General features: G+C 36.1%; 10 protein-coding genes. 7 read left to right on the top strand and 3 right to left on the bottom strand.

From position 1 onward, the window contains the following. Positions 1-179 precede the first annotated feature (179 nt). From SP041_RS20235 to rhlB, 3 genes are all read right to left on the bottom strand, one after another. Positions 180-827: a hypothetical protein gene (locus SP041_RS20235; RefSeq protein ID WP_025563661.1), complete on the bottom strand. Its 648-nt coding sequence runs from the start codon at positions 825-827 to the stop codon at positions 180-182. A 295-nt stretch (positions 828-1,122) separates the two neighbouring features. Next, a complete protein-coding gene (locus SP041_RS20230) occupies positions 1,123-2,040 on the bottom strand; it encodes a guanosine-5'-triphosphate,3'-diphosphate pyrophosphatase (protein ID WP_037048504.1) in 918 nt (305 codons plus the stop codon). Position 2,041: 1 nt separating this feature from the next. Continuing rightward, on the bottom strand, positions 2,042-3,301 hold the full coding sequence (gene rhlB / locus SP041_RS20225; protein ID WP_025563659.1) for an ATP-dependent RNA helicase RhlB: 1,260 nt from the start codon (positions 3,299-3,301) through the stop codon (positions 2,042-2,044). A 124-nt stretch (positions 3,302-3,425) separates the two neighbouring features. Here rhlB and trxA point away from each other — a divergent pair, with 124 nt between their 5' ends. From trxA to polA, 7 genes are all read left to right on the top strand, one after another. Continuing rightward, entirely contained in the window at positions 3,426-3,752 is a 327-nt protein-coding gene (gene trxA, locus SP041_RS20220) for a thioredoxin TrxA (protein WP_025563658.1), read from the top strand. A 165-nt stretch (positions 3,753-3,917) separates the two neighbouring features. Next, the gene (gene rho, locus SP041_RS20215) at positions 3,918-5,186 is read left to right on the top strand and encodes a transcription termination factor Rho (protein ID WP_025563657.1); all 1,269 of its coding nucleotides are present in this window, start codon (positions 3,918-3,920) and stop codon (positions 5,184-5,186) included. Positions 5,187-5,435: 249 nt separating this feature from the next. After that, entirely contained in the window at positions 5,436-6,905 is a 1,470-nt protein-coding gene (gene ubiD, locus SP041_RS20210) for a 4-hydroxy-3-polyprenylbenzoate decarboxylase (RefSeq protein ID WP_025563656.1), read from the top strand. Positions 6,906-6,986: 81 nt separating this feature from the next. After that, positions 6,987-7,682: an NAD(P)H-flavin reductase gene (fre, locus tag SP041_RS20205; RefSeq protein ID WP_025563655.1), complete on the top strand. Its 696-nt coding sequence runs from the start codon at positions 6,987-6,989 to the stop codon at positions 7,680-7,682. Positions 7,683-7,758: 76 nt separating this feature from the next. Next, complete coding sequence (locus SP041_RS20200; protein ID WP_025563654.1) at positions 7,759-8,943, top strand: HDOD domain-containing protein; 1,185 nt, start codon at positions 7,759-7,761, stop codon at positions 8,941-8,943. Between the two features lie 73 nt (positions 8,944-9,016). After that, positions 9,017-10,126 (top strand): 1-acyl-sn-glycerol-3-phosphate acyltransferase, encoded by a 1,110-nt coding sequence (locus SP041_RS20195; protein WP_025563653.1) that lies wholly within the window; start codon positions 9,017-9,019, stop codon positions 10,124-10,126. A 401-nt stretch (positions 10,127-10,527) separates the two neighbouring features. Beyond that, positions 10,528-13,326: a DNA polymerase I gene (gene polA, locus SP041_RS20190; protein WP_025563652.1), complete on the top strand. Its 2,799-nt coding sequence runs from the start codon at positions 10,528-10,530 to the stop codon at positions 13,324-13,326. Positions 13,327-13,771 lie beyond the last annotated feature (445 nt).

Below are 13,771 nucleotides of genomic sequence, written 5' to 3'. Positions count from 1 at the left end.
TGTGCAACTTCTAATTTAAATTCGGGTGAATAAGTTGGTCTTGTTTGTTTTGTCATATTAATACCTGATTAGTTAAAGTGAGTTTATCACCTCTAATCAGATGGCCAAATTCATTATGCCACTACATGTTTTGTTTATTGTTGAATTAGATTCTCGTCATGGAGATCATTTTAAAGCACCTAACATTGGCCATCATAAGGGATTTTTGCAGTGATGGTTTGACCATTCTCACCAGGGAAGTTTATAAACATGGCTTTTAATAGTTCATTGAAGACTCCTGCAACAACACCACATTCACCAGCGCTTTTTACTCTAGATTCATATATTTTTTTAACGTCACCTTCTGACCCACTTTTTAATGATGCCGCTTCTACGATATCCAGAGCAAGAGCGCGGTTATAAGTAGTGATTGAACTCGTTGAAGTGCCTACCACTCTACGGTGATAACGAGGCATTGAGTAACGGTGTTTAGGGTTGGCTAACCTACCACCATGAAGTGCATTTGGGGAACTGAATATAGGTGTGGAAACAATAGAGGTTTCACCCTCATCGATCCCATAAGCAACAATAGCGATATATTCCGCCGTGTCAGAGTTTGCAGCAATGGAGTAACCTGATAAGCGTAATTTATCTTCTATTTTTTGTTTATAGTGAGTAAATTCTAATGAATTACTATTTTCAATATCGGCAGGGATAACGGCGATACTGCCAGTACTTATAAATTCTGGTGTATAAAAAACAGTGGTGGTGGTATTGATTTTAATCATGCTACAAGCGGTGATCAATGTAACGAATAAAAGAAGAATGCTTAATTTTAAATGTTTCATGTTAAATCCTTATTGTGCCATTAAGTTAAATTTAATCGATAAAAATTTGAATAAATAGTAGTTTTATTTAGCGAATTAAGTTATTTGTGAATCACCCATAATCAGTTCTACGTTTGCTATTTCTTTTTATGTGGCTGTTTTTAATTATTATTTTTATTGGTTTGAAATATGAAAAAGCTATTTATTGTGATTGGTATTACATAAGGCTGTTTCATACTTATAACATAAAGTATTAAGGAGGAGTAGGCGTTCTATAAAATGGAAATGGTCACTTACTATTTGAATCTAAGCGTGATTAGTTGAAGTGAGTTTGCCCAGTAAACATCATGCTTATTAAGCCTTCTCGTAGAGCACCATTAGAGCGTTGCATTGCATTGATATTTAACGACTCGAAAATAGCAATTAAAATAGCTAGGCCACTTGCAAAGACAGGGACTCGAGATTCTTCTAATCCAATGATATTGAGCGTTTTAATTGACTGGCATTGAATGCATTGTTGCTTGATTTGTTGTAACAATTCAATGGATAAATGATGGCTTAATTGTTGTGCTTGATTGATCTCATTGACGGCTTGAATCGTACCTGATGCCCCCAAAGTTAGTTCCCAATCAAAGCTAACATATTGCGCTTTAACGGTTGAAATCACTTGTCTTGCGGCATTAACTGCATTGTTGAAGTTATATTCATTAAGTAGGTCATCGGCAAAATAATGGCTTAACCAAGTCACACAGCCTATGTTTAAACTATTCGCTACATGGACTTTGCTACCTTGCCCTAAAACCAACTCAGTACTTGCCCCACCAATGTCTAATACTAATAATTCCTTATCTGTATTTTCGGTAAAAGAAACGCCTTTAAAAATAGTCTCGGCTTCTTGAATACCTGAAATAAGATTGATGGGATGTTGTAGTATTTTTTCAGCTTTATGCAAAAATTGCTGATTATTGACGGCGATCCGTAATGCTGCGGTTGCGGTGATGAGGATACAAATGGGTTGGATTTGATCTAGCAACAATCTAAAGCTTTCTAAGCAAGCCCAGCCTTTTTCCATTGTTGCTTGATCGAGTTGTTTATCACCATTTAAGCCAGCGGCTAAGCGTACTTTCTGCTTATGCTTTGAGACAACGTTAAAACCATTCCCTTGCTTAACGACTGTCAGCATATGGAAGCTATTAGAGCCTAAATCAATAATGGTATAACGCGCTGCTGTCATATTATCTTTTATGTGACCTATGGTAATTATCTTTACGATTATTGTTTGAATGCACTTTGTATTTAGTGACTTTCATTACTGGTAGTGAATCTAATAAAGAGTCTTTATCGTATTCGCTAACGGGAATGTTATGTTTAATATACTCTTCAATCCCTGGTAAATTAAACACATATTTTTCACAAGCCAAACTAATTGCTAATCCTTTCTCACCAGCACGGCCTGTTCGGCCAATACGATGTACATAATCTTCACAATCATCAGGTAAATCAAAGTTGAATACATGTGATACTTTTGGAATATGTAAACCACGTGCCGCGACATCGGTTGCGATTAAGATATCGATTTCACCTTGAGTGAATTGCTCTAGGATATGCTCACGTTTTTTCTGTGGAACATCACCGGTTAGCAACCCTGCACGATGACCGTCACCTGCTAAATAACCCCATACTTTTTCACAAGCATGTTTAGTGTTAGCAAATACAATGGCTTTTTCTGGCCATTCATCTTCCATCAAGCTTAGCAATAACAACATTTTATCTTCGTTTGAAGGATAAAAAAGTTCTTCTGTAATATTAGCTGAAGTCATTACTTCAGGTTCAATTTGCACATGTTCAGGGCTATTCATATGTTCAAAAGCAAGTTCTTGTACTTTATGTGACAAGGTTGCAGAGAATAATAAATTTAAACGTTTATCAGCAGCTGGCATACGACGGAATAAATAACGAATATCTTTAATAAAGCCTAAATCGAACATACGATCCGCTTCATCTAAGACAACACTTTGTATTGAATCTAAATTAATGACACCTTGTTTAACGAAGTCGATAATACGCCCCGTGGTACCAATTAATATATCAACACCTTTTTCTAGTTTATTTTGTTGAATTTCAACTTTCTCGCCCCCATATGCTAAACCAAGGCGCAAAGATGTTGATTTCGAAAGAGTGATAGCATCTTTATGTATTTGAATCGCAAGTTCACGCGTAGGTGCTAAAATAATAGCTCTAGGTTGATTCTTACGGCGATTTTCAGGTACATCGTTAGTTAATAGGTGATGGAAAACGGCAGGTAGAAATGCCAATGTTTTGCCTGTACCCGTTTGAGCTTGGCCTGCAATATCCTTACCTTGTAAGGTAATTGGCAGTGACAAAGCTTGAATCGGCGTACAGTATTCAAAACCTATAGCAGTTAAACCTGAAAGTAGACTTGGCTCTAGAGGCAAGTCTGAAAATTTTGTTTGAGTTAGGTGTGTTTTATTCATTTGCAGAGCATAGCAGTTTATACTTGCAATAAATATTGAGATCGATTCAAATATCAAAAAATATATTTTACCAGTGAGCATGTTATAATAACTTTCTACTAGTAAATCTTTTCTGGAGATAAAAATGAGCGAAAATATCGTAACTTTAAGTGATGCAAGTTTTGACACTGACGTTGTAAATGCAGCTGGTCCTGTTTTAGTGGACTTTTGGGCTGAGTGGTGTGGACCTTGTAAAATGATCGCACCAATTTTAAGTGAAGTCGCTGTTGAATATGCAGGGAAAGTAACTGTTGGTAAATTAAACATCGATCAAAACAGTGAAACACCACCAAAATTTGGTATTCGTGGTATCCCAACTTTATTATTATTTAAAGATGGAAAAGTGGCAGCAACTAAGGTTGGCGCACTTTCTAAATCACAACTTACAGAGTTTTTAGACGCTAACGTTTAAATATTCTTCTCAGAATGAGGTTAAGTTAATCTAGCTTAATCTTCATTCTGGACAGTTCCAATTATTAATGCTACCTTTACGCTCAAATTATGAGCAATTCATATTTACGCTATTCAAACACACGTTATCTACCCATTTAATCCATATTAAAACATCAAAAGAATTATGAATCTAACCGAATTAAAAAATACTCCCGTTCCTGAGCTTGTTGAGCTTGGAAGTTCTATGGGGCTTGAAAATTTAGCCCGCCTTAGAAAACAAGATATTATCTTCGCAATATTAAAAGCCCATGCTAAAAGTGGTGCTGATATTTTCGGTGCTGGTGTTTTAGAAATATTACAAGATGGTTTTGGCTTTTTACGTAGCTCGGATAGTTCTTATCTAGCTGGCCCAGATGATATCTACATTTCTCCTAGCCAAATTCGTCGTTTCAACTTACGAACTGGCGATAGTGTTGAAGGTAAAATAAGACCGCCAAAAGAAGGTGAGCGTTATTTTGCATTATTGAAAATTATGCAAGTCAACTTCAACAAACCAGAAAATTCTCGTAATAAAATCTTATTCGAAAACTTAACGCCTATCCATCCAGATGAACGTTTCCGTTTAGAAAATGGTAGTGGTAGTACTGAAGATATTACTGCACGTATTTTAGATTTAGTTTCTCCGATTGGTAAAGGCCAACGTGGATTGATAGTGGCACCGCCAAAAGCCGGTAAAACTATGCTATTGCAGAATATCGCACAAAGTATTTCAATTAATTATCCTGATGCAGAACTGATCGTTTTATTAATCGATGAGCGTCCGGAAGAAGTAACAGAAATGCGTCGCTTAGTACGCGGTGAAGTAGTGGCATCAACCTTTGATGAGCCTGCTAGCCGACATGTACAAGTAGCTGAAATGGTTATCGAAAAAGCAAAACGTCTTGTAGAGCATAAAAAAGATGTGGTTATTTTACTTGATTCTATCACGCGTTTAGCTCGTGCATACAACACGGTTATTCCGAGTTCTGGTAAAGTACTAACAGGTGGTGTTGACGCCAATGCATTACATCGCCCTAAACGTTTCTTTGGTGCTGCGCGTAATGTAGAAGAAGGGGGTAGTTTAACTATTCTTGCTACTGCACTTATCGATACAGGTTCTAAAATGGATGAAGTTATCTATGAAGAATTTAAAGGTACAGGTAACTCTGAGATTCATCTAAACCGTAAACTAGCTGAGAAGCGTGTTTACCCTGCGATTGATATCACTCGTTCAGGTACTCGTCGTGAAGAATTACTGACGAAAGCTGATGAATTACAACGTATGTGGATTCTACGTAAGATTGTTCATCCAATGGGTGAAATCGGCGCAACAGAATTCATGATCGATAAACTAGGTTTAAGTAAAACTAACGATAGTTTCTTTGATGCAATGAAAAATCAAAAATCAAAATAATTGATTTTGTTTTATTGAATAATAACGCTACTTAGGTAGCGTTTTTTTTACTTTAAATTTTATCTTGAGTGCTGATAGCTGCAATATTGATAAGCTATTGAGTCGAATTACTATTATTCTTCTATTCAATTAGGACATGACTCATTTTTATCAGTAAACTTGATCAGTTATTGACTATCTTTCGTATCAATCTTAGATAATGACTCAATATAACAAGATGTAACCGTTCAACATAATAAGCAGGTGAATATGAAGTTTGATGATTTGCGTGATTTTTTAAATCAGCTAGAAGAAAAAGGGCTATTAAAGCGTATTAGCCAAGAAATAGATCCGAATTTAGAAATGACTGAAATATCCGACCGTACCCTACGTGCTGGCGGACCTGCCTTGTTATTTGAAAACCCTAAAGGTTACACAACACCTGTATTAACGAACCTCTTTGGCACTACTGAACGTGTTGCACTCGCGATGGGTAAAAAGAAAGTGAGTGAGTTACGTGAAGTAGGTGAGTGGCTTGCTTATTTAAAAGAGCCTGAGCCGCCTAAAGGCCTAAAGGCAATGTGGGAAAAATTACCTATTTTCAAGCAAGTGCTCAACATGCCAACCAAAAAGGTAAGTTCACCTGCTTGCCAAGAAGTTGTTATGCAAGGCGATGACGTTGATTTAACTAAATTACCTATCATGAAATGTTGGCCTGGTGATGTTGCTCCGCTAATTACTTGGGGATTAACAATTACTAGAGGGCCTTATAAAAAGCGTCAAAATTTAGGCATTTATCGTCAACAACTAATCTCTAAAAATAAAATTATCATGCGTTGGTTATCACATCGTGGTGGTGCGATTGATTTTCGTGAATGGCAAGAAGCAAATCCAGGTAAACCGTTCCCTGTCAGTGTCGCACTAGGGGCTGACCCAGCCACTATTTTAGGTGCAGTAACGCCGGTGCCAGATACGTTATCAGAATATGCTTTTGCTGGTCTATTACGTGGTTCACGTACTAAAGTGGCGACTTGTTTAAGCAATGATTTAGATGTTCCTGCTACGGCTGAAATGATTTTAGAAGGTTATTTAATGCCTGGTGAAGAAGCGCCAGAAGGGCCTTATGGTGACCATACTGGTTACTATAATGAAGTTGATGATTTTCAAGTGATGACAGTAACCCATGTGACAACAAGAAAAGATCCCATCTACCACAGTACCTATACAGGGCGCCCGCCCGATGAACCGGCAATACTGGGTGTAGCGCTTAATGAAGTGTTTGTTCCTATTATTAAAAAACAATTTCCTGAAATTGTTGATTTCTATTTGCCACCTGAAGGGTGTTCATACCGTATGGCCGTTGTATCGATGAAGAAAAGTTATCCGGGTCATGCGAAAAGGGTGATGCTAGGAATTTGGTCTTTCTTACGTCAGTTTATGTACACTAAATTTATTATCGTATGTGATGATGACGTTAATGTTCGTGATTGGAATGATGTTATGTGGGCTGTTACAACACGTATGGACCCAAGCCGTGATACGACATTAATTGATAATACACCTATCGACTATCTAGACTTTGCTTCACCTGTTTCTGGTTTAGGCTCAAAAATGGGACTAGATGCCACTAATAAATGGCCTGGTGAAACAACACGTGAATGGGGTACACCTATTGTCATGGATGAAAAAGTAAAAGAAAAAATAGATGGTCTTTGGAATGAGTTAGATATTTTGCCATAATATAAAATGGTTGAATTAGTTCTCATTAACTATTCAACCTTATTTTAGTCATGTTTTTCGCCAAAAAATAAAGAGAAAAGAATGTCACAAATTACTTGTAATGTAGCGTCAATTGAAAAGTTAAATGCGTTTTTATACCGTATATTTTTAGCCCCAACCAGTGCTGTTTCTTTTAAAGCAGGACAGTATGTATCAGTAATCATGGGTGAAGGAGATAAACGTCATTTTTCGATTGCTAATATACCTTCAAGCGATTTAATTGAATTGCATATCGGTGCGACTGAAGATAATAAATATGCAATGCAAGTAGTTGAAAAAATGCAATCAGGTGAGCCATTAGAAGTTGAAATTGCTAACGGTTCTGCTTATTTACGAGAGACTTCAACTCGTCCTATTATTTTAATGGCAGGCGGAACGGGTTTCTCTTATGTAAAATCGATATTAGAACAAATCGTTGAGTCTGAATTAAAGAACCCTGTTTACCTATACTGGGGAGTTAAAGAGTACTCACACTTTTATTTTGAAGAACAAGCTATCAACTGGTCTACTGAGCATCAGAATATCCATTTCCATCCTGTTGTTGAATTGCCTGAAGCATTTTGGCAGGGTAAAAAAGGTTACGTTCATCAGGCTGTACTAGATGAGTTTAGTGACTTGTCTGAATTTGATATTTATATCGTAGGTCGCTTTGAAATGGCAAAAATTGCCCGTGAAGATTTCATTAAACAAGGTGCTTTAATCGATAACATATACGGTGATGCATTTGCATTTATCTAATACTTAATTAAGTGATAAAGCCAATCTATGCTTTATCACTTTTTTTGAATACTGACTCTTAGGTTTCAATCGTTTCATGGTCAATAAATTACTCTCTAAATCAACCGATATGGAACAGTTATTTTTTCGTTTCTTAGTTGGTAAAAGTAAAATATATAAAGAAGACGATTATAATGATGGTCTTAACGAGACAGAAGAAAAAAACGAAGATTTAAATGCACAGCAAGAAAATGGTTGGAATCAGCGTATTTTATTAAGCGTTGAGAAAGAGCGTAAAATGAGAGTGCTAGAGGAAAAAAAATTAGAAGAAAGGCGCAAAGCATTATTAATACGTGACTTTCAGAAACTGTTATTAACGACAGTCAACGCAAAACTAACAAAGACAAAAACGATAATATCTGAACATTTACAAATGCATAATGAGTTTACTGAATTATTAACGACATTAATTGTTAAAGATACACGTTACTCGGTGTTAGCTGAATTATTAGAGCGTAATCCACATGTCCGAAATCATGTTATTGGGCTAGTTTCCAATCAAGATTTTATGGAACGGTTAGGTAGATCCAATCGAATTGTTCATGATATTCAAACGGCAGTCGGTATGATTGGTATTAATGGATTGCGTTATTTAATTCCTGCATTGATGTTTAAACGTCGTATTAATATTTATAATCAACATAACCGCTTATTTACTAGAAAGTTATGGCGTTATCAATTGACCTTAGGACAGGCTTGTACTTCGTTGATGCTAGAGGAGGGCTATCATCGACCTTATGAAGGACAAATGTTATCGGCAATGCTTAATTTTGCCTATACTGCTTCTTTCAATGAATACTTAACTTCATTTGAACATGTTCGTAACAATATGATTATGGCAACTCGTAAGCAAGGTCAAGGAAGGGCACATGACTTTTTTTATGAACTGAGTTCTGATCTTGCTTCATTACAATTGTTATTGCTCACTAAATCGGATTTAATGATGAGCATCGCCCTTGCTACTCCAGTATTCTCTAAAGACTTTCCTCACTTGATAGTCGCATTGACCGAAGAGGTGAAAAGTATTGATTTTGATAAACGTACGCAATTAGGAAAAATCCTATTCAAAGCTGTATATTTCGCAAAGTACGAACAACTTCGTGCTGCTCGTTTATTCAAAGATGAATGGTTAGCTGATTATTTTAAAACAGCCCACATCGATCAAGTCGCTTTTCAGCTGTTATCTAAACAAGAGTTATTTCGATTTAAACCTGATTGGTAGGACTCGCGAATATGCTCGCTGAAATAGCTAAAAGCATGTAAAATACGTCATCCATTTTATAGAGAATTAAAACATGCCAAGTAACATTGATAAATTTAGTGATATTCGCCCTTATAATGACGAAGAGATACAGCCTGCTATCAAACGCGTCATTAATAGCGAAGAGTTTATCGATGCAATACTAAGCTTTCGTTTTTCTAAGTTATCTAAATTTTTAAGCTTTTTACTGAAACCATTAATTCGCCGTTATTTTTTATATAAATGGGGCAATATTAATAGCATTGATAAAATGCAAAAGGTCATGGGTCATTATGTTCAACAAATGATTGACTCTACAACGACTAAATTCACTTATTCAGGCTTAGAAAACCTAGACCCTAGCAAAAACTATCTATACGTTTCAAATCATCGTGATATCGCTATGGATCCGTCTTTTGTCAACTGGGCTTTATATTCTGAAGATTTTAAAACAGTACGTATTGCGATTGGTGATAACTTACTGAGCAAACCATTTGTTTCAGATTTAATGCGTATGAATAAAAGCTTTATTGTTAAACGTTCTGTGACAGGTGTCCGCGAAATGATGAAATCGTTATCGCATTTATCTGACTATATTTGTAGTTCATTAAAAGAAGATAGTAGTATCTGGATTGCACAAAAAGAAGGGCGTGCAAAAGATGGTTTTGATAAAACAGATCCTGCCATTATCAAAATGTTTTATGTGAATGGTAAAAAGAAAAAAATTCCATTTGCAGAATACATAAAATCATTGAATATCGTTCCTGTTGCGGTTTCTTATGAGCTTGACCCATGTGACCAACAAAAAGCGCGTGAGTTATATGAAAAAGCAGAATTTGGAGAATATAAAAAATCTGAATTTGAAGATATAGAAAGTATTGTCAGTGGGATTATTGGTAAGAAAGGCCATGTTCATGTTGCCTTTGGTAAACCTCTAAGCGGTGCATTTGAAAATGCGGATCAAGTTGCTGAAGAAATTGATAGCCAAATCTATCAAAATTATTTTTTACACCCATCAAATTTAATTGCTGCTGAGCAAGACGTAGATAATATCCCAGCACAAGATATCGAAGCATTTAAAGCTCGTATTCAAGCGATTAAACCAGAATTACAAGATACAGTATTAAAAATGTACGCCAACCCTGTTGGTCATTACACGAGTTAATATAAACTAAACTAGGTGATTTTTATATTTGTTATGCACATTCAATAATTAATTGAATGTGCATTTTTCGTTTTATTTTTGTTTGTATCTTTTTGAAAAATAAAGGCTATTTATTGTTTATTGTTCTGGCTCAAATTTTAAGTAAATTCATTAACAGAGTTATCCACAGAGAGTTATACATTGAAAGTGAATGACCACTTACCTTTTGACGCTGTATATCGGCAATAATAATCGACTAATTTTTATGTTTTAATGATATTGATACCATCGCTATAAATCTGCACTATTCATTTCTAATTTCCAACTTCTAGCTTCAATTCGACAATATAACAAAACGTGATCACAATTTTATGGCGTGTAGGTATACTATGTACCAATTTTATCTGATTGGTAGTTAATCTATGGCTGTAGTTCCTGAAAATCCTTTTGTGCTTGTTGACGGTTCCTCGTATTTATACCGTGCTTTTTTCTCTCCTCCACATTTAACCAACTCTGCGGGTGAAGCAACTGGAGCAGTTTACGGTGTAGTGAATATGCTACAAAGCTTGTTGAAACAATTTAGCCCAACACATATTGTTGTTGTATTTGATGCGAAGGGAAAAACCTTTCGTGATGATATGTATGGCGAATATAAAGCGAATCGCCCTAGCATGCCTGATGATTTACGCAGTCAAATTGAGCCTTTACACGCCGTTATAAAAGCAATGGGCTTACCTATTTTAACTATCCCAGGTGTTGAAGCGGATGATGTGATAGGTACCTTAGCGTTACAGGCGAGTAAGATGGGAGTTAAGACCCTGATCAGTACTGGTGATAAAGATATGGCTCAATTAGTTGATGAACATACATTTTTAATTAACACCATGACTAATACCACTTTAGATATTGAAGGCGTTAAAGAAAAATTCGGTATTCCACCTGAAATGATCATCGATTACTTAGCGTTAATGGGTGATAAAGTAGATAACATTCCTGGTGTACCAGGTGTGGGTGAAAAGACTGCGTTAGCGATGCTACAAGGTTTAGGTAACATGGATAGTATCTATGAAAACTTAGATAAACTCGCTGCGTTAGGGTTCCGTGGTAGTAAAACCATGGCAGTTAAAATGAAAGATAATGAAGCAATGGCGCGCTTATCTTACTTATTAGCAACCATTAAGTTAGATGTTGAATTAGATCAAGGTTATGAAGATTTCAAACCTTCTCCACAAGATACAGATGAGCTAATTAAACTGTTTGGAAAATTAGAGTTTAAGCGTTGGTTAGCCTCATTATTAGCCGGTGATAATTTAGTCGCAAAAGCCTCTGCTTCACAAGAAGGGCAGTTTGTTGCACCTATAGAAGCAGCTAAATCAATGGTTGATCGTGAAAGCTACAAAACGATTTATACAAAAGGCCAATTGTTACAGTGGATTAAAAAATTAAAGCAAGCAGATGTTTTTGCCTTTGATACTGAAACAACTAGCTTAGATTATATGAAAGCTAACATAGTAGGGCTTTCATTTGCTATTCAAACTAATGTCGGTGAAGAAGCTGCTCCTATTATTGAAGCCGCTTACCTTCCGTTAACGCATGATTATATCGATGCACCTACACAATTAGACTTTACTGACACACTTGAGTTGCTAACGCCTTTATTGACGTCAGATGAACATAAAAAAGTAGGTCAAAATCTTAAATACGATCGCAGTGTATTATTGAATCATGGTATTACCTTAGGCGGCATTGCTTTTGATACGATGCTGGAGTCTTATGTACTAGATAGTACAGGCAAGCATGATATGGATACTTTGGCATTAAAGTATCTAGGACATAAATGTATCAGCTTTGAAGATATTGCTGGTAAAGGCAAGAAACAACTGACTTTTAATCAAATAGCGATTAAAGAAGCGGCCCCTTATGCTGCGGAAGATGCAGATATCACTTTACGTTTACATCTTGAATTACAAAAACGATTAAAAGAAACACCAGAGTTATTGAAGGTATTAGATGAAATAGAAATGCCGCTATTAACTGTCTTATCTGATATAGAAAGAGGCGGTGTAGAAATTGATAGTAAATTACTGGGTGTACAAAGTGTTGAAATTGCAAAACGTCTATTAGAGCTAGAAGAATTAGCTTATGAAGAAGCTGGTAAACCTTTTAACTTGAGTTCTCCGAAGCAGTTACAGACTATTTTATTTGAAGAATTAAATATCCCTGTCATTAAGAAAACGCCTAAAGGTGCCCCTTCTACAGCAGAAGAAGTACTTCAAGAATTAGCGTTAACTTATGCATTACCTAAACTGATTATTGAGCATCGTGGGTTAAGTAAATTAAAATCGACTTATACTGATAAATTGCCATTAATGGTCAATGAACAAACAGGCCGAGTGCATACTTCTTATCATCAAGCTGTAACAGTGACTGGTCGTCTATCATCAAGCGATCCAAATTTACAAAATATTCCAATCCGTAGTGCTGAAGGTCGTCGTATTCGCCAAGCGTTTATTGCGCAACCGGGATATAAAATTGTCGCTGCCGATTACAGCCAAATTGAATTACGTATTATGGCTCATCTGTCTCAAGATGACGGTCTATTAACGGCTTTCTCAACGGGTAAAGATATCCATAAAGCGACTGCCGCAGAGGTGTTCTCTGTTGAACTTGATGAAGTGACTGTTGATCAACGTCGAAGTGCTAAGGCGATTAACTTTGGTTTAATCTATGGCATGAGCGCATTCGGTTTAGCAAAACAATTAAACATTGGTCGCCAAGAAGCACAAACTTACATGGATCGTTACTTTAGTCGCTACCCAGCGGTATTAACTTACATGGAAGATACGCGTTTATTAGCGAATGAAAAAGCTTATGTAGAGACTATCTTTGGACGTCGACTACAGTTACCGAATATCAATGCTAAAAACGGTATGTTGAAAAAAGCGGCAGAACGCGCTGCTATCAATGCACCAATGCAAGGTACTGCTGCAGATATCATTAAAAAAGCGATGATCGATATGGCGGCTTGGGTGAAACAACAGCCACAAGGTAGCGTTCAAATACTCATGCAAGTACACGATGAATTAGTCTTTGCGATTAAAGAAGAATGCGTTGAAGAGTATACAAAAGAGATTCAAACCATCATGGCCAATGCAGCTGATTTAGATGTACCATTAATTGCTGATGCAGATGTCGGTAATAATTGGGATGAGGCGCATTAAGTTTATAACTTATTTGTTATATAATTTATGAACTAAATGAAATATCAACTGACTAATTAGTTGAAGATATTTCATGATCTCTTCCCTGTTTCCCTCAATATATTTCCGTATATTGGGGGCTTTTTTTGCCTGCATTTTGAGAAGATAGATATCAAATAGCCGTATTGCTTAGATGCTTTATAGCATTTTCTAAAATATCGGTGATACAGCCGATAGTAGCTTCATATAAGTTGATAACTTCTTTCATCTATACTGACTTCATTTTTCTACCGCTCTCTTTTGTAATCATCTTCTATCAATATCTTTTATAACCGTATTATGTAGTGGCATAATGAATTTGGCCATCTGATTAGAGGTGATAAACTCACTTTAACTAATCAGGTATTAATATGACAAAACAAACAAGACCAACTTATTCACCCGAATTTAAATTAGAAGTTGCACA

Source organism: Psychromonas sp. SP041, assembly GCF_000470315.2.
In the GTDB taxonomy this organism is placed as follows: Bacteria; Pseudomonadota; Gammaproteobacteria; order Enterobacterales; family Psychromonadaceae; genus Psychromonas.
Note: the sequence above shows the minus strand (reverse complement) of the source record. Positions and strands in the feature narration are given on the sequence as shown.

Bases quoted from the DNA above. Each gene is read 5' to 3' on its own strand.
- SP041_RS20235 (WP_025563661.1), bottom strand. From the start codon at position 827: ATGAAACATTTAAAATTAAGCATTCTTCTTTTATTCGTTACATTGATC.
- SP041_RS20230 (WP_037048504.1), bottom strand. From the start codon at position 2,040: ATGACAGCAGCGCGTTATACCATTATTGATTTAGGCTCTAATAGCTTC.
- rhlB (WP_025563659.1), bottom strand. From the start codon at position 3,301: ATGAATAAAACACACCTAACTCAAACAAAATTTTCAGACTTGCCTCTA.
- trxA (WP_025563658.1), top strand. From the start codon at position 3,426: ATGAGCGAAAATATCGTAACTTTAAGTGATGCAAGTTTTGACACTGAC.
- rho (WP_025563657.1), top strand. From the start codon at position 3,918: ATGAATCTAACCGAATTAAAAAATACTCCCGTTCCTGAGCTTGTTGAG.
- ubiD (WP_025563656.1), top strand. From the start codon at position 5,436: ATGAAGTTTGATGATTTGCGTGATTTTTTAAATCAGCTAGAAGAAAAA.
- fre (WP_025563655.1), top strand. From the start codon at position 6,987: ATGTCACAAATTACTTGTAATGTAGCGTCAATTGAAAAGTTAAATGCG.
- SP041_RS20200 (WP_025563654.1), top strand. From the start codon at position 7,759: ATGGTCAATAAATTACTCTCTAAATCAACCGATATGGAACAGTTATTT.
- SP041_RS20195 (WP_025563653.1), top strand. From the start codon at position 9,017: ATGCCAAGTAACATTGATAAATTTAGTGATATTCGCCCTTATAATGAC.
- polA (WP_025563652.1), top strand. From the start codon at position 10,528: ATGGCTGTAGTTCCTGAAAATCCTTTTGTGCTTGTTGACGGTTCCTCG.